The sequence below is a fragment of the Nonomuraea sp. NPDC049400 genome (assembly GCF_044466425.1).
GTDB lineage: Bacteria > Actinomycetota > Actinomycetes > Streptosporangiales > Streptosporangiaceae > Nonomuraea.
This window is the reverse complement of the sequence record NZ_JBITMP010000026.1, coordinates 135505-156620: the sequence shown is the minus strand read 5'-3', so window position 1 is coordinate 156620 and position 21116 is coordinate 135505. Positions and strand designations below refer to the sequence as shown.

The window sequence follows — 21116 nt, the reverse complement described above, 5'->3', positions numbered from 1 at the left end:
GCAGGACTCGAAGTCCAGGACGCACAAGTGCTCACCTGCCGGACGGCTACCAACCACCGAGTCTGCCGCAAGGCGACTCGCTAACACTGATTAGGACGACAACGATGAGCCCTGTAGTCGTGGGCGTGGACGACTCCGAGGAAAGCCTGCGAGCTGTGGAGTGGGCCGCCGGCGAGGCCGGGCGCCGCCGGCGGCCGCTGCGGATCCTGCACGCCTTCATCTGGCCCCTCCTGGGAGCACCCCTCGGACCGGCGCCGGGAGCGCCCCCCGAAGGTGGCCTCCGGCACGCCGCCGAACGCGTCCTGGCCACCGCGGTGGATCGTGCGCGGGCGGTCGTACCCGGCATCGAGGTGACCACCGGACTGCCGGAGAGCGAGCCCGCCACCGCGCTGCTGCACCACTCTCACCAAGCGGAACTTCTCGTCGTGGGCAGCCGCGGGCTGGGCGAAATGGGCGGCCTGCTCCTGGGATCGGTGGGCGCCCGGCTCGGCACCGAGGCCGCCTGCCCTGTGGTCGTCGTACGCGGGTCTGTCACGCCGCGCGGACCTGTCGTGGTGGGCATCGCCGACCACGGCGAGAGCGAGGCGTTGCTGCCCTTCGCGTTCGCGCACGCCGCCCGGACGGCGAATACCCTCATGCTGGCGCACGTCAGCGCCGGGGGACCGGCCGATCCGAGCCGCGCGGCCCTGCCGGAGCACTTCCTGGACCGGTGGCAGGAGCGCTTCCCCGCGGTCACGATCGTCCAGGAGCCGCTCACCGGCCGCCCGGGCAAGGCACTGATGCACGCCGCGGCCCAGGCATCCCTGCTCGTTGTCGGCTCGCACCACCGCCACGAGCTCGGCGCGCTGCTGCACGGCTCAGTCAGCCAGAGCGTCCTGCACCATGCCACCTGCCCCGTGGCGATCATCCAGGTCCGGCAGCCGACGGAATCATCGCGATCTTGAGGATCGTCGGCGAGCGGTGAGATGTCCGGGCTGAGCAAAATCTTCACGGCAGCCGTCACGGGACCGGAGCCCGGTCTGTCCCAGCTGGTGGATCGGTTGGCACATGGGTGCCCCGGCGGACAGAAAGGGTTCTGCCATGAAGGTCGTCGTGGTCGGCGGGACGGGCCTGATCGGGTCGAAGCTGGTGGCGAAGCTGGGCGAGCACGGTCACGAGGTGGTGGCGGCGGCGCCGAGCACCGGTGTCAACACCCTCACAGGGGAAGGGCTGGCGGAGGTGCTGGCGGGCGCGCAAGTGGTGATCGACGTGTCGAACTCGCCGTCGTTCGAGCCCGCCGCGGTGATGGAGTTCTTCACGACCTCCACGCGCAATCTGCTGGCGGCGGAGGCGGCGGCGGGGGTCGGTCACCATGTCGCGCTGTCGGTAGTGGGAACGGAGCGGATGCCGGAGAACGGCTACTTCGCGGCGAAGATCGCTCAGGAGCAGCTGATCGAGAAGTCGTCGATCCCGTTCTCGCTCGTGCACGCCACGCAGTTCTTCGAGTTCACCCGCGGCATCGCCGATGCGGCCACGGACGGCGACGCGGTGCGGATCGCGCCCGTGCTCTTCCAGCCCATCGCGGGCGAGGAGGTCGCCCAGGCGGTCGGGCGGGTCGCGGAGGGGCAGCCGCTGAACGGCCGGGTCGAGGTGGCCGGGCCAGAGCAGTCCCGGATGGACGAGTTCTTCCGCGATGCCCTGGCCGCCTGGGGTGACCCGCGCGAGGTGGTCACCGACCCGCAGGCGCGCTACTACGGCAGCGTGCCTGCCGAGCGGACGCTGGTGCCGGGTGAGGGCGCGATCATCGGCAAGATCCGTTACCGCGACTGGCTCGAGCGGAACGCCGCCAAGTGACCGCGCATGTCCCGCGTCAGTGACGGTGGGCCGGCGGCTGGAGCCGGGCGTCGGTTTCGGCCAGGAAGACGTCCAGCACCCCGTCGCCGACCTGGGGCTGGGCCGAGCCCCAGCGGTTGCGCGGCGGGCTGACCCGGATGGCGCGGGCCTGCCGCTGCAGGTCACGCGACTCGGCGAGCAACGCGCCGGCCGTGGCGTCGTCTCCGGCCTCCCGGGCGCGGAGCGCGTCGAGCATCGCCACCATCGCCCGGCCCCACAACGCGGTGGCGTCCAGCCAGGATGCGGCGTCGTCGGTGAAGCCCTTCTGCACCGATCCGCCGCGGATGGTGGCCGGCGCCGTGGCGATGGCCTTCGCGTACGGGCGCATCGCAGCGATCGCGTCGGCGCGCCGCCCGCCGTCCCAGGCCTGCCAGAACGCGGCCACCCGCTTGGCGAGCTCGGGTGCCTGGGGTTGCCAGGGGGTGCCGCCGAAGGTCGGCGCCATGTGCTCCAGGTCGCCGAAGATCAGCAGGGCCTCGGTGGCCGCCTTGTCGCCGCCCGCGAGATAGGCCATCGCGCGCGGCCAGCTCTTCCGCGCGTCGTACGCCTTGTCGTTCCAGGCGAAGTCCGCGGCGCCGAAAACCGCGACCTTGCTCGCGTACGGCTGGTTCATCGGGTTGGCCACGATGCCGGACAGGTGCGCGGCCAGGCCGCCCTCACGCTTGTCGTAGGGCGCCAGCAGCAGCCGGCCGCTGGTCTCGCCGTAGTCGTTGACCGGGTAGTTGTCCCAGACGAAGACCTTGCGCCCGAACAGCTCCGCCGCCTTCTCGGCCTGCGCGTTGGTGATCTCCGGAGGCACGGTGTCGGTGCCGGTCCACATCACCTCGATCGCGGGATCGAGGGATTGCCGCATGGTCTGCTTGTACGTGGTGTCGGTCAGATCGCCGTACTCGGTGGGCACCATCTGCAGCGGCCGGGCGCCTTCGTGGGTGGCGATGAAGTTCCGCTGCAGGTCGTTGAGCAGATCGACCTGGGCCTTCGCCGCGGCGGTGCGTCCCGCCGGGCCGTACGCGGCCTCGTCCGCCGCGCAGTTCCAGCGGGTGTAGCTGATGTCGTCCAGCGGGATGGAGAACGCCCTGGCGCCCAGGTCGTAGAGCGCCTGCAGCTTCCGCGTGAGGCTGTCGCGGTCCGCGCGGTCGGAGTAGCAGATCGACACCCCCGGGGAGAGCGCGGAGGTGAAGCGGACATGGTTCGCGCCGGCCCGTGCCACCAGCTCGCCCAGCTCGGCGAGCTTGTCCGCCGGGTAGGGGTCGCGCCACTTGTCGCGGTGGTAGGGATCGTCCTTGGGCGCGTAGATGTAGGTGTTGGCCTTGACGTCGCCGTAGAAGTCCATCTGGTCGAGGCGTTCGGCGTGCGTCCACGGCGCACCGTAGAAGCCCTCGATGGTTCCGCGCAGCGGCATGGACGGGAAGTCGCTGACCCGTACCCCCGCGACCTTCCAGCCGTCACCGGACGGGACGAACAACTGGCGCAGCGTCTGCACGGCATAGAACTGGCCTGCGGCGTCCGCACCGCCGAGAGCGATCTGGCGCGGCTTGCCGCCCGAGACCCGTAACGCGTACCCCTCGGCCCTGCCCGGCACTGCCGTGTCGCCGAGCGCCTGCGCGATGTCCGGGCGTGCCGCGGGTCCGAGGCGCACCATGAGCCGGTCGGGCGCGGCCGGGGGGATCCTGTCAGGGGCGACTATGTCCACCCGGTCGGCGCCATGCGCCTTGAGCTCCCGTACGAGGCGGTCGCGCGCGGCGGGGTCGGTCCGGTCGTCGGCGATCACGAGCACCCGGCGGGTGACGGCGGCGGCGGCGCCGATGCCGTCCAGGGACTGCGGAGCCGGCGACACCGAGGGTAAGGAGCCGCCCGGGACAGGAGCGGAATGGGCGGCGGGGACGGGCAGGAGCGCCCCGGCACACAGGGTCGCGGCCAGCGCAAGGCAGGTGGTGGCGGTGATCTTGCGTCTTCTCACGAAACTCTCCACTGGATGAGAGGAGGACCTGAAGGGGAGGAGAAGGAGATCTTTACTCTTAAGAGTTGCATTACGGCACTTGCGCAGCAAACTCCAGATTCACCACCACCGGCCTTTTCGATGGTTCGGACGGTGTTACGTCACCAGGTGACCGGCAGCTCGTGCATGCCGTAAACGGTGGCGTCGTCCTTGAACTCGAGCTGCTCGGCGGGGACGGCCAGCCGCAGGCCCGGGATCCGCCGGAACAGGGAGTTGAAGACGATCTCCAGCTCCACGCGGGCGAGGTTCTGGCCCAGGCACTGGTGCGGGCCGTAGCCGAACGCCAGGTGGCTGCGGGCGTCGCGCTCGATGTCGAAGCTCTCGGCGTCCGCGAACACCTCCGGATCGCGGTTGCCGGCGTTCGCGAGCGTGAGCACGCCTTCTCCCGCGGGGATGAGCGTGCCGCCGAGCTCCACGTCCTCGACGGCCACCCGCATGATGGCGAACTCGGCGATGGTGAAGTGCCGCAGGAGCTCCTCGACCGCGCCCGGCGTCTTGCCCGGGTCCTCGCGCAGCGCGGCGAGCGCGTCGGGGTGCCGCAGCAGCATGTACGTGCCCAGCGAGATCATGTTGGCCGTGGTCTCGTGCCCGGCGATCAGCAGCAGGAACGCCAGGCTGAGCAGGGCGCCGTGGTCCAGCTCGCCGCTCTCGCGCTGCTTGAGTATCTGGCGGCCGAGCAGGTCGTCGGTCGGGTCCTCCGCCTTGGCCTTGATCAGCTTGTCCAGGTAAATGGCCAGCTCGAGGGAGGCGTGCTGCCGTTCCTGCGCCGTGACGGTGTGGTTGAGCAACTGCGCCGAGTGCGTCTGGAAGAAGTCGTGCTCCTCGTACGGCACGCCGAGCAACTCGCAGATCACCAGCGAGGGCACCGGAAGGGCCAGCGCCCGCACCAGATCGACCGGGCGCGGGCCGTCCAGCATGGCGTCGAGATGCTCGTCCACGATCTGCTGGATGCGCGGCCGCAGGGCAGCCATGCGCCTGACGGTGAACTCCCCGATCACGGCGCGACGTGCGTGACCGTGCTCGGGCGGGTCCATCTCCAGCATCATCTTGGGCAGCGGCGACTGGCCAGGCTCCATCTCGCCGTTCAGCCTGGGGGCGTTGGGATGGCGGCGGTCGGCGCTGAAGCGCGGGTCGCTCAGGACCGTGCGGATGTCCTGGTAGCGCGCGGCGACCCAGGCGGCCGAGCCACCCGGCAGCCGGACCTTGGCGACCGGCTGCTCGCGCAGGAAGCGAAGGTGCTGTGCGGGCGGCGCGTACGGGCAGGTGCGGGTGATCTGGAGCGTCTCAGCGGAGTCAGCGGTCACGGTTGTCCCCAATCGGCATGCCATTCCAACTTCCCTACACCTGTAGGCTAACCTACGGATGTAGGGCACAGTACACTGAGGCGTGGCCCTCCCCAGAGACAGAAACGGCGAGCTGAGCGATCCGCGGGTGCGCCGCACACAGGCGGCCCTGCAACGCACGCTGATCGACCTCGTCCAGGACCGCGACCTCTCCCGGATCAGCGTCGCCGATGTCGCAGAACGCGCCGGGGTGAGCCGCTCCACGTTCTACGACCACTACCGTGACGTGCACGAACTGGCCGAGGCGGCGTGCACCGCGATGATCGACGACCTGATCGAGGCCATACCCGACCCCGGCGCCCGGGACGTCCCGGACGGGACCACCGACACCCTGCTGACCTTCTTCGCCCACCTCGACGAGCACGCCGGCCTCTACCGCAGCCTGCTCGGACCCCAGGGAAGCGCGCGCGTCATCGACCACGTACGCCGCCGTGCCACCGTCGCGGCCTACGTCGGCGCGCGCCGGGCCGCCACAGGCAAGGACACCCCATCGCCCGCCGACTACACGGCCCAGGTCCCGCATGATGTGCCCGCCGCGTTCACCGCGGGAGCGCTCATCGGCGTCGCCGCCGACTGGCTGCAGCGCGGATGCCCGCGCTCGCCCGCCGAGATGGCCGCCCTGACCTGGCCGCTGCTGACGGCTCCTTACCGTGGGGACGGCCGCGCGCAGGCCTGAAGCCGTGCCCCCTCACACCGGCAAGCCGTGCCCCCTCACACCCGCGCCGGCCACCGGCCGCCGGACGATCAGGTCCGCCCGGAGCAGCGAGAGGTGCTGGACAGACTGGATGATTGCGGGGCTTCGGCGCCGTCCATCGGCGAGCTCATGCGAGCGGACCTGCCTGGATGATCCGCCAGCGGGAGCCGGAGCACGAAACGGGCTCCGCCGCTGGCGGACCTGCCCGCCTCGATGGTGCCGCGATGGGCGTGGGCGATCTCACGGGTGATCGCGAGGCCGAGTCCGGTGCCGTCGCGGTCACGCTTGCAGGAGGCGTCAAGCCGGACGAACCGCTCGAAGATCCGTTTCTGGTCCGCCTCGGCGATCCCGTCGCCGTCGTCGGAGACGATCAGCTCGGCGCCGGCTCCATTGCGGCGAACCTCGATCTCCACCTCGCTCATCGCATGCCGCTGGGCGTTGTCCAGCAGGTTGGCGAGCACCCGGGTGAGCTCGTTGCGGATGCCCATGACCATCACCCCGGGCTCGAGCCGCAGCTTGTTGCTGAGCCGGTCCACCCGTCGGAAGGTCTCCGAGGCCACCAGCTCCGCCAGGTCGACCGCCTCCGGTTTCCTGGCGCCGTTGTGCCTGCTCTCGCTCCCCGTCGCCTCGATCCGTGACAGCAGCAGCAGGTCGGTGACGATCGCCTCCAGCCGGTGGACATCGTCCAGCGCATGCTCGATGAGATCCTCCACGCAGGTCTGGCCCGGGTGCAGTTGCGCCTCCTCCAGGCGGACGCGCAACCCGGCGATGGGGTTGCGCAGCTCATGTGAGACTTCGGCGGCGAACCGGCGCTGCTGCTGGAGCGCCTGTTCCAGCCGCCCCATGCAACGGGTGACGGACCGGGTGAGCCGGGTGACATCGTCCTCGCCGGGAAACGTCAGGAGTTCGTCGTGCACAGGCCATCTGTTCTCGTCGCCGTCCGCGGTTCCCGGGGTGCCGAGTGCGTCGACGTAGTGGCGCAGCTTCATTAGGCGATCCATTTTCGGGGCATCCTCACGTGGCCCAAGCTCTGCTGGTGCCGGAGCTGAGGTACAGGTGCGAGTTCGATTCTTCATCGACGCCCCTGGACTGCACATCACACATCCGTGCAGGTCGTGTGTAGGAATCCGCCCTGGGCCTGCACGCTGACCTCTGGAGTCACAGGAGAGGTGTTGAGCCGCTCTGGGGTGCAGGTCCGGTTCGCCGGGTGGCTACTCTTCGGCGCCGTTCGCATCCAGAAGGTCGCGGGCGATGCCCAGGAGGAGACTGACGTCGGCGGGTTTCTGCACGTACTCGTTGGCGCCGGCCCCTAGCGCCTTTTCCCGCTCACCGGCGATGACCTTGGCGGTCAGGGCGATGATCGGGAGATCGGCGTGACGGGGATCGCTACGGATCGCCCGCATGGCCTCGTAACCATCCACCACCGGCATCATGAGGTCCATCAGGACGAGCGACACCTGCGGGTGGCGGGCGAGCGCCTCGATGCCCTCCTCGCCGTTCGCGGCGTGCAGCACCGACATGCCCACCCGTCCGAGGACATGAGTGAGCGCCGTGACGAGGCGGGTGTCGTCGTCGACGATGAGGACCTGGGCGCCCGACAGCACCTCCGCCGCGCGGTCGGCCTTCCGCTCATCCGCCCGGTCCGGCCGGGTCGCACGGTCTGCGAGCCCGCGATGCACGGACAGGTCGACCGCTGGGCCGCCGGACGCGGCGGCGGGCCGGGGCTCCTCGGGCGCGGGCTGCGGGGGTCCGGGTTCCACCTCCACGGGGGTGAGTGCCGCCGCCTCCCTGTGGTCCGCAGGCAGTTCTCCCAGATCGTCCGTGGGCGGGACCACGGGTACGTACAGCGTGAACTTGCTGCCGCGGCCCAGCGCGCTCTCGGCCACGATCTTGCCGCCGAGCAGGCCGGCGAGCTCGCGGCTGATGGACAGGCCGAGGCCGGTGCCGCTGGTGTGGCCGCCGGGGCCGTGCACCTGCTCGAACGCCTCGAAGATCGTGTTGAGCTTCTCCTGCGGGATGCCGATGCCTGTGTCCTCGACGGTGAAGGCGATGACGTCCTCAGCCGAGCCCAGAACCTCGTCGTCGATGTCGGCGGCTCGCTCCACGCGCAGTTTGACATGGCCTTCGGAGGTGAACTTGAACGCGTTGGAGAGCAGGTTGCGCAGGATCTGCTGGAGCCGCTGCCCGTCGGAGTAAAGGTCGTGCGGCGCGTCCTCGGACACCTCGATGTCGAAGTCGAGCCCGTGATCCGTGGCGATGGGCCGGAAAGTGGTGTTGACGTAGTCGAGCAGCTTGGCCAGCGGCAGGTACTTCGGCCGGATGTCCATCCGGCCCGCCTCGACCTTCGACAGGTCGAGGATGTCATTGATCAGCTGCAGCAGATCGGATCCCGACCAGTAGATGTTGTGCGCGAACTGCTCCTCTTCGGCGGAGAGATGGCGCTCGGCGTTGTCGGACAGCAGCCGGGCGTAGATGAGCAGCGAGCTCAGCGGGGAGCGCAGCTCGTGCGACATGTTCGCCAGGAACTCCGATTTGTACTGCGAGGCGGATGACAGCAGCGCCGCCTTCTCCGCGAGCTGCTCGTTGGAGCGCTGCAACTCGGCCTGCTGCCTCTGCAGCTCCTCGGAGCGTTCCTGGAGCTGGGTCGTCAGCCGTTGCGACTCGCTGAGCAGCGCCTCCGTACGCGAGTTGGCGATGATGGTGTTGATCGCGACCCCGATGGTGTCGACGAACTGGTCGAAGAAGGCCAGGTGCACGTCGGAGAAGCGGCTGAACGAGGCCAGCTCGATGACGCCGAGCACCTTGTCCTCGAAGGGGATCGGGATGATGACGACGCTGGTCGGCGTGCCCTTCCCGAGGCCCGAGCGGATCGTGATGTAGTCGGGCGGGGCGTCCGCCACGAGGATGCGCTTCTTCTCCAGGACGGCCTGCTGCACGAGGCCGTGGCCGGGCATCCCGGTGGTGACGGTCCGGCCCTCCGAGCCGTACCCGGCGATGTAGGCGAGCCCCCTCCCGGGTCCGTCCTCGCAGTCCGTGTCGGCCAGGAAGAACGCGCCGTACTGCGCGTTGACCAGCGGGGTGAGCTCGCGCAGCACCAGGTCGGCGACCTCCGTGAGGTCGCGGTGGCCCTGCATCAGCCCGGCCAGGCGGGTGAGGTTGGACTCCAGCCAGTCCTTGGCCCTGGTGGTCTCCCGGAGGTTGGACACCATCTGGTTGATGTTGTCCTTCAGCTCGGAGACCTCACCGCGGGTCTCAACGGTGATAAGTCGGGACATGTCGCCCTGCGTGACGGCAGAGGTCACCTCGGCGATGGCGCGTACCTGGGTGGTGAGGTTGAGTGCGAGTTCGTTGACGTTGTCGGTGAGGTCTTTCCAGACGCCGGATACGCCGCGGACTTGTGCTTGGCCGCCGAGGTTGCCTTCGGTGCCGACTTCGCGGGCCACGCGGGTGACTTCGGAGGAGAACGAGGAAAGTGTGTCGACCATGGTGTTGATCGTCGACTTCAATTCGAGGATTTCGCCGCGTGCGTCGACGTCGATTTTCTTGCCGAGGTCTCCTTGGGCGACGGCGGTGGCGACTTGGGCGATGTTGCGTACCTGGGAGGTGAGGTTGTCGGCCATGAAGTTGACGTTGTCGGTGAGGTCTTTCCAGACTCCGGATACGCCGCGGACGTGGGCGCGTCCGCCGAGTCGTCCGTCTGTGCCGACTTCGCGGGCCACTCGGGTCACCTCGTCGGCGAATGCCGACAGTTGGTCGACCATGGTGTTGACGGTGTTCTTGAGCTGCAGGATCTCGCCTTGTGCGTCAACGGTGATCTGTTTCGACAGATCGCCGTTGGCCACAGATGTGGTCACCTCGGCGATGTTGCGCACCTGGGTGGTGAGGTTGAGTGCGAGTTCGTTGACGTTGTCGGTGAGGTCTTTCCAGACGCCGGATACGCCGCGGACTTGTGCTTGGCCGCCGAGGTTGCCTTCGGTGCCGACTTCGCGGGCCACGCGGGTGACTTCGGAGGAGAACGAGGAAAGTGTGTCGACCATGGTGTTGATCGTCGACTTCAATTCGAGGATTTCGCCGCGTGCGTCGACGTCGATTTTCTTGCCGAGGTCTCCTTGGGCGACGGCGGTGGCGACTTGGGCGATGTTGCGTACCTGGGAGGTGAGGTTGTCGGCCATGAAGTTGACGTTGTCGGTGAGGTCTTTCCAGACTCCGGATACGCCGCGGACGTGGGCGCGTCCGCCGAGTCGTCCGTCTGTGCCGACTTCGCGGGCCACTCGGGTCACCTCGTCGGCGAATGCCGACAGTTGGTCGACCATGGTGTTGACGGTGTTCTTGAGCTGCAGGATCTCGCCTTGTGCGTCAACGGTGATCTGTTTCGACAGATCGCCGTTGGCCACGGACGTCGTCACCTCGGCGATGTTGCGCACCTGGGTGGTGAGGTTCAGTGCCATGAAGTTGACGTTGTCGGTGAGGTCCTTCCACACTCCGGAAACGCCGCGGACCTGCGCCTGGCCACCCAGTTGTCCTTCGGTGCCGACCTCGCGGGCCACCCGGGTCACCTCGTCGGCGAACGCCGACAGCTGATCGACCATCGTGTTGACGGTGAGCTTCAGCTCCAGCAGCTCACCCGTCGCCTCGACGGTTACCGACCGGGTCAGATCGCCACGGGCCACAGCCGTCGTCACCACCGCGATGTCGCGCACCTGGGCGGTGAGCCTGCTGGCCATCGTGTTGACGGCCTCCGTCACGTCCCGCCAGCTGCCGGACAGCCCGTTCACCTTGGCGCGACCGCCGAGGCGTCCTTCCGCGCCGACCTCGCGGGCCACCCGGGTGACCTCTCCCGTGAACAGCGACAGCTGGTCGACCATCTGGTTGACCGTCTGCCCGAGCCGGCGCAGGCTGCCGCACAGCGGCCGGCTGTCGTCATGCAGGTCCACCCGCTGGGTGAGGTCGCCCCCCGCGACCGCCTCAAGGACGCGCGTCGCGTTGGCGGTCGGTACGACCAGCACGTCGACAAGGGAGTTCGCCGCACCGACCGTCGCCGCCCAGGCACCCTGGCCAGGGCTGGGCGACAGCCGCTCGTCGAGCCGGCCGTGGCGTACGACCTCGCGGCGGACCCGGCTCAGCTCGTCCACGAAGTGCCGGTTGCGGTCGGCGATCTGGTTGAAGACGGCGGCGAGCTCGGCGGGCATGCCGTCATGGTCGGTCGGCAACCGGACCCCGAAATCCCCGTCGCGCAGGGCCTCCATCGCTGCCAGCAGCGGGCGCAACTCGACTGAACGAATCGCATGGGTCGAACCGGTGGCGCTCTGGACACCCATCGACGTGTCCCCCTTCGTCGGTGTCCGGCTATCTGTCGAAGTTCTCCACGTTATCCGTATATCGACGTCTTTTGTCATTCTTTTGTGTTATTTTGGGTTTAAATGACATTGGCCAATATCGATCACCTCATTCTGGTTTTTAGGTGAACCCCGTATATCCCGCAGTCAAGTAATGTGGCGTCGTATGTTTTACGCAGATCGTCGGTCACCGCGGTCACGTGGCGGGCAAATCCGGGAATGTTGCGCGCATACGCGGGCCCGTTGTGTGATGTGCCTATGGGGGTGAACCGGGGGGAAAACGGCTCGTACGCCATCGGCGCGGGCACCGAGCCACCCTTGTCCCGGCCCGGCTGGCGTGGCCGGGGTCGCGAATGGCGCCCCGTCGCCGAGCTGCTGCGGGCCGTCGAGACCGGCCAGGGCGGCATGGTGCTCGTCGAGGGCCCGTCGGGGATGGGCAAGACCCAGTTGCTCCTCAAGGCCTCCGAAGCCGCAGCCCGGACCGAGATCACGGTCGCCCACGGTTCAGCCGACGAGCTCGGACGCCTGGCGCCCCTGGCACCGCTGGCGACGGCGTTCGACGAGCCGGCGCTCGTGCCGCCGGAGCCCACGCCGGTGCCGCCAGCCGATGCGGCTGATCTGCGGCTGTCGCTGGTGGAGCGGCTGCGCGCCCTCCTGGAGGAGCGGGCGGGGCGGGGCCCGATGCTGATCACCCTGGACGACCTGCACTGGGCCGATCCGACCACCCAGCTGGTGCTCCGGTCTCTGCTGCCGGAGCTCGCCTCGTATCCGCTCGGGTGGATTCTGGCCCGCACCAGCGGGATCGGCGATCCCGGCGTGGACGGGCTGTACGAACTGCTGGAGCGGGAGGGCGCCGACCGGGTCGTCCTCGGGCCGCTGGACGACCTGGCGGTGGCCGAGATCGCCGCCGACACCTTCGGCGCGCCGCCCGGGCCGGACATGCTGGAGCTGGCGGCGACCGCGAAGGGCAACCCGTTCCTGCTCGTCGAGCTGCTCAGAACGTGCAAGATCGACGGCGTGGTCGAGATCGCCGCGGGCAGCGCGCGGCTGACCTCGGCAGGCGTTCAGGTGAGCGCGCGAAGCCCCCTGGCCGGCCTGTCCCCGTCGACCCGGCAGTTGCTCCAGGTGGCCGGGATCCTGGGCCGCTCGTTCTCCGTGGACGATCTGGCCGAGATGCTCGGCGAGCCGGTCGACGGACTGCTGCCGGGGCTCGCCGAGGCGGTCCGCGCGGGTATCGTCGTGCCCGCGGTGGACCGGCTGACGTTCCGGCACGATCTGCTGTGGCATGTCGTGACGGACATGATCTCCGAGCCCGTCCGCACGGTGCTGCAGCGACAGGCCGGATGCATGCTGCTGCAGCGCGGCGCGGTCGTGCCCGCCGCCGCCCAGTTCATGCGCTGCGCCAGGGCCGGCGACACGCGGGCGCTCGACGGGCTGGACCGGGCCGCACGCGCGGTGCTGCCCTACTCGCCGCCGTCCGCGGTGGACCTCGCCGTCCGGGCACTCGAGCTCACCGGCCCTGCTGATGCCGAGCTTCTCGCCCGTACGGCGACCGCGGTGGAGGCGCTGACGGCCGCGGGACGGCTCGCTGAGGCGATCGAATCCGCGCGGGCGGCGCTGCGGCGGGCGCCGCCCGGGCCGTGGACCGATCGCATGCGGTGCGAGCTGGCGTCCGTCCTGCTGCAGAGCGGCCGAGCGGCCGAGGCCGTGGCCGAGGCCGAGGGCCTGCTCAAGCAGCGCGACCTCGACGACGAGCTGCGCGGCGCCGCTGAGCTCGCGGTGTTCCACGGGCTGCTGGCGCTGCACGACTTCGGGCGCGGCCGGGCGCGGGCGAACGCGGTCCTCGCGGACCGGGCAGCGCACCAGGACACCGCGCTGGTCGGGGCGCTGCTGCTCAGCGCGCACATCGCCTGGGAGGAGGCACGCGCCGCCGACGCCTTCCGCCACGTCCACGAGGCCATCCGCATCGCGAGCAGCGGATCCGTCGCCGCCCGGCGCGCCCACCCACGGCTGTTCCTGGTCCGCTGCCTCTTCGGGGTGGGACGGCACGCCGAGGCCGAGAGCGTCATCCGGGCCGCCGCCGCGGACTTCGAGGCCTACGGGCCGACCAGCCACGTCGCCAGCCCGGCGTTCTTCCGGGCCTGCCTGTCGCTGGCCACCGGCCGCCCCGACGATGCCGCCGCGGAGGCCGAGGTGGGGTTGAAGGCCGCCGAAGAGGTGGGCGCGTACGCGTACGCGCTGCTCGGGCTGGCCGTGCTGGCCATCGTCGAGTTGCGCCGCGGCAACGTGGAGACGGCCGCGCGGCACGTCGAGCGCATCGAGACCAAGCAGCAGGCGGCGCACGGCCCCATGTACGGGTCGGTCTGGAGCGCCTGGGCCGGCGCGCTGGTCCGTGAGGCCCAGGGCGGCCCGGAGCGGGGGATGGAAGCGCTCGGCAGCTGCTACGCGGACGTCAGGAACCGGCGCTGGATGCTCATGCTCGAACCGAACGCGGCGGCCTGGATGACCCGCACCGCCCTGGCCGCCGGACGCCGCTCGGCCGCCGCGGACATCGTGGAGACGGCCCGGCAGATCGCGCACGACAACCCCGGCTTCCCCGCGCTGGCCGCCGCGGCCGCCCACGCGCACGGCATCCTGCACGGGGACGCCACGGCGCTGGCCCAGGCGACAGCACACTACAGCGACCCGTGGGGCGCCGCCTCCGCCGCGGAGGACCTGGGAGTCCTGCTGATCGCCCCGGACGGTGCCGGCGGCGGTGACAGAAAGGCGGCGATCGCCAGGTTCGAGGAGGCGGCCGACGCCTACCTGAAGATCGGCGCACCGCGGGACGCGGCCAGGACGCGTGCCCGGCTGCGGAACCTGGGTGTACGCCGCCGCCACTGGACCTACGCCGAGCGGCCCGGCACCGGATGGGACAGCCTCACCGACACCGAACGCAGCGTCGCGGACCTCGTCGCCCAAGGGCTCACCAACCGCCAGGTGGCCGGCCAGATGTTCCTGTCCCCGCACACGGTCTCGTTCCACCTGCGCCAGGTCTTCCGCAAACTCGGCATCGCCTCCCGGGTGGAACTGGCCCGCCACGCCGCCGGGCAACCGTCTCAAGAGTCGTCACCGAGCGACGACCTTCGCGACTGACTGATCCGGATATAAGCGGTTCAGGAGCCTTTGCTGGGATTGGCCGTGAAGAAAGGCGTGAGGTCCAGCTCCTCCGGGACCTCCATGAGCTTGCGCACCAGCCTGCCGTCGAACGCCACGACCTGAACCTCGCTGTGCGCGGCGTGGTTGTCCAGCTCCCAGCAGTAGAGGCGCGACTCGTCGTACCAGCCGAGCACCTTGTCGCAGTCGGAGGAGAACCTGCGGACCTGCTTGCCGGTGCCGGTGTCCCAGACGCAGTGGTCGCCGTCGGTGTCGCCCGGGCAGTCGGTCACGAACATCTTGCCCGAGGGTGAGAACATACGACGGGTCCCGGCCTTCAGCACCCCGACATCGGGCAGGTCGCGCGTACGCCTGCCGGAGCTGTCGAAGAAGCGCAGTCCCTTGTCCTCGCCGTAGGCGATGACCACGCCTTGCCCGTCGCCGTCCCAGCCGAAGGAACTGGCCCGGATCGAGGCGTCGGGCACGTCGACCACGCTGGCCTTGGCCTGGGCCACGTCGACGATGGCGAAGCCCAGGGTGATCCAGTCGTCGCCGTTCTTGGCCTTCACCTTCTTCTCGATGTTGAGCAGCACCTTCGAGCCGTCCTTGGACCAGGCGCGGATGGTGCTGATCAGCGGCTTGCGTACGGTCTTGACCCGGAAACTGGAGCCCGCCTCCCTGTCGGTGATGAGCACCGAGTCGTAGTCGTCCGAGGTGTAGTACTGCGGCCTGCCGGCGAGGTGGCGGCCGTCGGGGGAGACCAGCGACTCCCAGTTGGCGGAATGCTTCTCGAACGCGCCGCGCAGCGATTGCCTGGCGTAGTCGACGTCTTCGTCGAGGTTCTTGTTGTAGATCTCGTACGCCGTCAGCGTGACCGGGTCGGACGGGTGCTCGTGGAGGGTGATCGGCCCCCCGGGAAGGGTGGTCTTCGAGGGCGCGGCCGGGGTCGCCGGCTGCGGCGCCTGGATCGTCTCCTTCGGCGCCGGGGTCGCCGGTCCCGCCGCGGGCGGGGTGCTCCGCAGCACCGCGGTCGCGACGGCCCCGGCCAGCACGAGCACCAGAGCGGCCGCGGCCGCGCCGCCGATGACGAGCGGCCGCCTGCCCGTCGTCCGGGTGGCGCCAGGGCGGCCGGCGGGCGAGGCTTCCTTGGCTCCCCACACGAGGAGGCTGGAGTCGGGCACCGGGTACCCCAGCAGCCGCTTGATCACCTGCTCGGCCGTCAGCCGCTGGGCCGGATCCTTGGAAAGACACCTCACCACCACCTCGCGCAGCGGCCCGTCGAGCCGGCCCAGATCGGGCGGGGCATTGAGCACCCGTTCGATCACCAGCTGCAGCGCGTCGTTGTTGAACGGCGCCCGTCCGCTGGACGCGAAGACCATCGTGCCGGCCCAGGAGAACATGTCGGCCGCCGGTCCGACCGTGTGCCCCATGATCTGCTCGGGAGACATGTACGCGGGCGTGCCCACCGGCGTGTTGCTGAACGTCGAGGTGGCGTTGAGCGTACGGGCGATGCCGAAGTCGATCACGCGCGGCCCGTCCGCGGCGAGGATGACGTTGGCCGGCTTGAAATCCCGGTGCACGATCCCGGACTGGTGGATCGCGGCCAGCGCGGTGGCGGTGCCGATGGCCAGCCGATCCAGCGCCGGGCCGGTTCGCGGGCCTTCCTCCTGCACGATCTGCTGCAGGGACGGGCCCTCGACGAACTCGCTGACGATGTACGGCCGGTCCTGCTCGACGCCCGTGCCCAGCACGGCCGCGGTGCAGAACGGCGCCACGCTCTGGGCGACTTCCGCCTCGCGCAGGAAGCGCCCCACGCTGACCGCGTCGCCCGACTGGTCCTGCTGCAGCCACTTGACGGCCACGTGCGCGCCCGCGGGGGTTCTGGCCAGATAGACGACGCCCTGCCCGCCCTCGCCCAGCCTGCCGAGCAGCTCCAGTTCCCCGAACCGCTGAGGGTCGCCGGACGTGAGAGGTGCGGAAGGTGGCAGTTCGCGTTTCTTGGCTCCACGGAGCGGATCCATGGAATTTTCCGGGTGGTCTTTCATGGGGGAACCATGCATTTCTGCTCAAGCGCCGCCAGGGGCCGTCGGAAGGTCGTTGCCTGCGGCACGGTAGCCCCGGCCACGGGGGACCGGTCCCGGGCGGCAGCCGTGGCGGCGTGCGCCTGCCCCGCCGCCAAGGCATACCCCTTGGCGGGCAGGTGGCAGGCGCGTCCGGCGCCTCACTCGCCGGTCATCGCGGCATGCAGGCGCAGGTACGGCTCGGCGTCCTTCGGCCTGTTCTGGCGCTGCAGCGTACGACCGAGCAGCAGGCAGGCGTACCCCTCCGCCGGGTCGCGCTCCAGGACCAGCCGGAGCTCTGCCTCGGCTCGGCGGAGCTGGGCCGAGTGGTAGTAGGCGCGGGCCAGCAGCAGCCGGGCCGCCAGGTTGTCCGGCGCCGCGGCCACCACCCGGGCCAGGATGCGAGCGGCCCCGATGTAGTCCTCCGAGTCGAAGAACAGGCGGCCGCGCTCGTACTCCTCGGCCAGCCTCTCGATCTGCATGTCACTCCTCTCCGGTGTGCGGGACGCGTCCGGCGGGGACGACGCCCAGGCGGCCGGCCTGGTAGTCCTCCATCGCCTGCAGGATCTCGGCGCGGGTGTTCATCACGAAGGGGCCGTAGTGCACGACCGGCTCGCGGATCGGCTGCCCGCCGAGCAGCAGCACCTCCAGGTTCGGCTCGGCCTGGGGCTGAGCCGGGTCGGCGGCGACGGTGAGCGCCCCGCCCGCGCCGAAGACGGCCAGCTGCCCCTTGCGTACCGGCTTGCGCTCGTCACCGGCGTAGCCCTGTCCGGCCAGCACGTAGGCGAGGGCGTTGAAGGCGGGGTTCCACGGCAACTCCAGCCGCGCGCCGGGGCTCACCGTCGCGTGCACCATCGTGATCGGGGTGAACGTGACGCCGGGACCGGGGTGCCCGTCCAGGTCTCCAGCGATCACCCGCAGCAGCGCGCCGCCGTCGGCCGAGGCGAGCAGCGCCGTCTGGCGGCCGCGGATGTCCTGGTAGCGGGGCACGTGGAACTTGTGCGCCCGGGGCAGGTTGACCCAGAGCTGGACGCCGTGGAACAGCCCGCCCGAGACCACCAGGTGCTCCGGCGGCTTCTCGATGTGCAGCAGGCCCGATCCCGCGGTCATCCACTGGGTGTCGCCGTTGGTGATCGTGCCACCGCCGCCGTTGGAGTCCTGGTGCTCGAAGATGCCGTCGATGATGTAGGTGACGGTCTCGAAGCCGCGGTGCGGGTGCCAGGGGGTGCCCTTGGGCTCGCCGGGCGCGTACTCGACCTCACCCATCTGGTCCATGTGGATGAACGGGTCCAGCAGGGACTGCGGCACGCCGGCGAACGCGCGCCGTACCGGGAATCCCTCGCCTTCGAACCCGCTGGGCGCGGTCGTCACGGACCTCACGGGCCGCCGGGTGACGGAGGCCGGATCGGGCACGGCGACGCGCGGCAGCGTGAGGGTATCGGCGGTGATGGCGGGCATGGCCCCTCCAACGTGGTTGAATTTTCAACTTGTGCCCGCCTTAACGCGTGGCCGCCGCCGGGCATTCCCGGGCAGCTGCGGCGCGCCCGGGCGGTCTTGCTCTTTCCTTGATCGCAACTGCAAGACATCCCAACTGTCACGCTGGTAGCTTTTTGTCCTGTCTGTTGATGCATAGTGGGGGTCCAGCGTGAACCAGCCGTTGCTGGAGGACGATCCGCGGCGGTTGGGTCCGTACGACATCGTCGCTCGCATCGGGGAGGGCGGCCAGGGTGTGGTCTACCTCGGGCGGGCGGAGACCGGCGAGCTGGTCGCCGTCAAGCTGCTCCATCGCGGCCTGCTGACCGACCCCGGCGCGCGGAGCAGGTTCCTCCGCGAGGTGGAGATCGCCCGGCGCGTGGCCAGGTTCTCCACCGCGCCCGTGCTCCACGCCGACGTCGAGGGGCAGCGGCCGTACATCGTCAGCGAGTACGTGCCCGGCTCCTCGCTGCAGGACCTCGTCACCGTCGAGGGGCCGCGGCGCGGCGCCGCGCTCGACCGGCTGGCCATCAGCACCGCGACCGCGCTGGCCGCCATCCACCGCGCCGGGATCCGGCACGGGGACTTCAAGCCCGGCAACATCCTGCTGGGACCTGAGGGTCCCGTTGTGATCGACTTCGGGGTCGCCCGCGCTCTGGACGCGCCGGGCACCACCTCGAGCGGATCGGTGATGGGGACGCCGTCCTATCTCGCGCCGGAGCAGCTCGGCGGGGTGCCGGTGACGGTGGCGGCCGACATCTTCGCGTGGGGCGGGACCATGGTGTTCGCCGCCTCGGGCCGGTCCGCGTTCGGCGGCGACTCCACCGCGGCGGTGATCAACCGCATACTCAACCACGAGCCGGAGATCTCCGGGCTCAGCGGAACGCTGCTCGAACTCGTCACCGCCAGCCTGTCCAAGGATCCGGCCGCGCGGCCGAGCGCCGAGGACCTGGTCGTCCGGCTGACCTCGATGGCCACGCAGCCCCCGCCTCCTCCGCCGCGCAGGCGGCGCCGTGCGCTGATCCTGACACTCGCCGGCGGCGCGGCGGCGGCGCTGCTCGTGGCGGGCGGCTTGCTGATCAACTCGACCGGCCAGCCGGTGGGATCACCCCCCGAGGGGAGCTCGACGTCTCAGCCGCTGGTGCAATCCACCACGACCCAGCCCACGCAGCCGTCGAAGACCAAAATCACGGAACGGCGCACGATACCCCCGGCGCCCAGGCAGACGCCCCGCCCCAAGACGTCGGCGCCCACCACCAAGCCGACCCGCGCCAAGGTGCCCCCGAAGACGCCGGTGGGCAACGCGTCGAGGGTGGGCTCCACGCCCGAGCCGAGCTCCGGACCCACCCCGGAACCGACTCCCGAGACCAAGACCAAGACCACCCCTCCGTTCAGTCCGACGTGGTCGCAGCCCACCCTGTCGAACCCCTTCACCTGCTGGCCCCAGACGTGTTGACGGCTACGGTTCACGCCCCGCGCCGCAGACCGCGCTGATCATCGCCGACGGCCGCAGCGTGCAGGGGAAGGCGGCCCGCTACGATGATCACCCGCCGCGCTTTCCCGGCGAGATGGAGAGCAGCGCCTTCCCCTTCTCGATCGACACCAGGCTCACCTCCACCGGAGTGCGCGAGCGGAACCCGAAGCTGGAACGCGAGCCCTCGCCCATCACCTGCTGTGCGCCGCCCCCGTGCGGGTACTCCACCCAGTACGTGAGCGTTTTCGACTTGACGGACACGATCTCGAACTTCGGGTAGTAGAACTTCTTGGCGTTGAGCGGGATCGTGACCGGTCTTGACACCTTCAGCAGGCAGTCTCCGTCGAAGCAGTCCTTGATCCTGGAGGTGGGCTTGCGGGACGGGGTCGCCTCGGGCGTGGGCGTGGGCGTCGATGTCGGCGTGGTCGTGGGAGGCGCGCTCGTGGCGGGAGCGCTCGACGGGGCGGCGCTGGTCGAGGCGGCGGCGCTGGGGGAGGCCGCTCGTGGCGTGGCCTCCGGCGAGCCGCAACCCGCCAGGGCGCACAGGGCGATCACGGGAAGGGCAACCGCGGGGAGCCGGCGCATAGTCGTGTCCCTCCAATCGCTAGGGGAGCCGGCGTCGGGTCAGCGCCGGTGCCACAGGATTACCCCACCGGTCCGGGGAGGGGTCCCAGCGACGCGAAGCGCGCACAGAAAGGACGGAAGATGGCCGCTGGTGAAGTTTCCGAACGTGGTGAGGCCGATCGCGGCATGCCGCCGGCGACCGGAGGGCGGCGCATCCTTTGGGCCGACGTGCCCGCCCAGGTGAGGAGCTCGATCGAGGAACTGCTCGGCAGCAAGGTGATCAGCGCCGCCAGCCAGCCGGGCGGCTTCTCCGAGGGCGTGGCCGCCCGGCTGCGGCTTGCCGGCGGCGGAGGCGCGTTCGTCAAGGCGGTGAGCTCTCCGGTGGCTCCCGGGGTGGCGCAGTTCCACCGCCGGGAGATCGAGATCTCCCGGCGGCTTCCCGACGGGGTGCCGGTGCCTCGCCTGCTCGACGCCTATGACGACGGCACCTGGGTGGCCCTGGTGTTCGAGGACATCGATGGGCGGCTGCCGGCTCAGCCATGGCGGCGTGCGGAGTTCGACCGGGTGCTCGCCGCGGCTTCGGATCTGGCGCAGGCGCTGACCCCGTCCCCGATCGACTCGACGTCGCTGGGGCCACCGCGGCTGGGCGGGTGGCGCGCGCTGGCGGACGAGGGCTTCCTCGGAAAGCCGGCAGGCGGGGGCTCCCTTGGAGAGCTGGCGCCCTGGGCGGCCGATCACATGGAACGGCTGATCGCCCTTGAGGAGGCGGCCCCTTCGACTCTCACCGGCGGGACGCTCCTGCACGGAGATCTCTATCCGTTCAACGTCATGCTCACCCCGGATCGGGTCCTCGTCGTCGACTGGCCGCACGCATGGGTCGGGCCCGCGCACTGCGATGTGCTCACGCTGCTGTCGAGCGCCTCGCTCAGCGGGCTGGACCCGCAGCCGTTCGCCGAGCGGCATCCGCTGACCCGCGACCTCGGCCCGGAACCGGTCAACGTCTTCCTGGCCGTGCACGCCGGCTTCCTGCTGCGGCTGGCCACGAACGCCGGGCCGGACCGCAACCTGGTCGGCATGGCGAACGCGCTCGGGAAGGCGTCGCTGTGCTGGCTGCGGCAGCGCATATGAGCCGCCCGCGCCCCGATGGGCCGGGGCACGGGCGGGTT

Annotated in this window: 14 protein-coding genes; 6 read left to right on the top strand and 8 right to left on the bottom strand. The window is 70.2% G+C overall.

Annotation, left to right across the window (positions count from 1 at the left end; translation table 11 throughout):
* The first annotated feature begins 104 nt into the window (after nucleotides 1-104).
* Nucleotides 105-944, top strand: a complete 840-nt coding sequence (locus ACIBVN_RS34795) for a universal stress protein (protein WP_397143777.1) — start codon at nucleotides 105-107, stop codon at nucleotides 942-944.
* A gap of 136 nt (nucleotides 945-1080) precedes the next feature.
* A complete protein-coding gene (locus ACIBVN_RS34790; protein ID WP_397143775.1) occupies nucleotides 1081-1833 on the top strand; it encodes an SDR family oxidoreductase in 753 nt (250 codons plus the stop codon).
* A 16-nt stretch (nucleotides 1834-1849) separates the two neighbouring features.
* On the opposite strand, the gene ACIBVN_RS34785 is transcribed toward ACIBVN_RS34790, so the two are convergent.
* Both ACIBVN_RS34785 and ACIBVN_RS34780 read right to left on the bottom strand, forming a co-directional pair.
* Nucleotides 1850-3832: a beta-N-acetylglucosaminidase domain-containing protein gene (locus ACIBVN_RS34785; RefSeq protein WP_397143773.1), complete on the bottom strand. Its 1983-nt coding sequence runs from the start codon at nucleotides 3830-3832 to the stop codon at nucleotides 1850-1852.
* Between the two features lie 140 nt (nucleotides 3833-3972).
* Nucleotides 3973-5175 carry a cytochrome P450 gene (locus tag ACIBVN_RS34780; RefSeq protein WP_397143771.1) on the bottom strand — a complete coding sequence of 401 codons (1203 nt, stop codon included), beginning with the start codon at nucleotides 5173-5175 and terminating at the stop codon, nucleotides 3973-3975.
* A gap of 82 nt (nucleotides 5176-5257) precedes the next feature.
* Between ACIBVN_RS34780 and ACIBVN_RS34775 the strand changes: the two genes are divergently transcribed.
* Nucleotides 5258-5890, top strand: coding sequence for a TetR/AcrR family transcriptional regulator (locus tag ACIBVN_RS34775; protein WP_397143769.1), 633 nt, complete (start codon nucleotides 5258-5260; stop codon nucleotides 5888-5890).
* Between the two features lie 68 nt (nucleotides 5891-5958).
* Here the strand turns inward: ACIBVN_RS34775 and ACIBVN_RS34770 are convergent, their stop codons facing one another.
* Together ACIBVN_RS34770 and ACIBVN_RS34765 are read right to left on the bottom strand one after the other, a co-directional pair.
* The gene (locus ACIBVN_RS34770; protein WP_397143767.1) at nucleotides 5959-6909 is read right to left on the bottom strand and encodes a sensor histidine kinase; all 951 of its coding nucleotides are present in this window, start codon (nucleotides 6907-6909) and stop codon (nucleotides 5959-5961) included.
* A gap of 210 nt (nucleotides 6910-7119) precedes the next feature.
* Nucleotides 7120-11226 (bottom strand): HAMP domain-containing protein, encoded by a 4107-nt coding sequence (locus ACIBVN_RS34765; protein ID WP_397143765.1) that lies wholly within the window; start codon nucleotides 11224-11226, stop codon nucleotides 7120-7122.
* A 276-nt stretch (nucleotides 11227-11502) separates the two neighbouring features.
* Between ACIBVN_RS34765 and ACIBVN_RS34760 the strand changes: the two genes are divergently transcribed.
* A complete protein-coding gene (locus tag ACIBVN_RS34760; protein ID WP_397143763.1) occupies nucleotides 11503-14379 on the top strand; it encodes an AAA family ATPase in 2877 nt (958 codons plus the stop codon).
* Nucleotides 14380-14399: 20 nt separating this feature from the next.
* Here the strand turns inward: ACIBVN_RS34760 and ACIBVN_RS34755 are convergent, their stop codons facing one another.
* The 3 genes from ACIBVN_RS34755 to ACIBVN_RS34745 form a co-directional block, all read right to left on the bottom strand.
* A complete protein-coding gene (locus tag ACIBVN_RS34755; protein WP_397143761.1) occupies nucleotides 14400-16400 on the bottom strand; it encodes a protein kinase in 2001 nt (666 codons plus the stop codon).
* A gap of 200 nt (nucleotides 16401-16600) precedes the next feature.
* Nucleotides 16601-16921, bottom strand: coding sequence for a tetratricopeptide repeat protein (locus tag ACIBVN_RS34750; protein ID WP_397143759.1), 321 nt, complete (start codon nucleotides 16919-16921; stop codon nucleotides 16601-16603).
* 1 nt (nucleotide 16922) lies between these two features.
* A complete protein-coding gene (locus tag ACIBVN_RS34745; RefSeq protein WP_397143757.1) occupies nucleotides 16923-17897 on the bottom strand; it encodes a pirin family protein in 975 nt (324 codons plus the stop codon).
* A 187-nt stretch (nucleotides 17898-18084) separates the two neighbouring features.
* Between ACIBVN_RS34745 and ACIBVN_RS34740 the strand changes: the two genes are divergently transcribed.
* Nucleotides 18085-19368: a protein kinase gene (locus ACIBVN_RS34740; RefSeq protein ID WP_397143755.1), complete on the top strand. Its 1284-nt coding sequence runs from the start codon at nucleotides 18085-18087 to the stop codon at nucleotides 19366-19368.
* An 87-nt stretch (nucleotides 19369-19455) separates the two neighbouring features.
* On the opposite strand, the gene ACIBVN_RS34735 is transcribed toward ACIBVN_RS34740, so the two are convergent.
* Complete coding sequence (locus ACIBVN_RS34735; protein ID WP_397143753.1) at nucleotides 19456-19971, bottom strand: hypothetical protein; 516 nt, start codon at nucleotides 19969-19971, stop codon at nucleotides 19456-19458.
* Nucleotides 19972-20091: 120 nt separating this feature from the next.
* Between ACIBVN_RS34735 and ACIBVN_RS34730 the strand changes: the two genes are divergently transcribed.
* Nucleotides 20092-21078, top strand: a complete 987-nt coding sequence (locus ACIBVN_RS34730) for an aminoglycoside phosphotransferase family protein (protein ID WP_397143751.1) — start codon at nucleotides 20092-20094, stop codon at nucleotides 21076-21078.
* The last annotated feature ends 38 nt before the right edge of the window (nucleotides 21079-21116 follow it).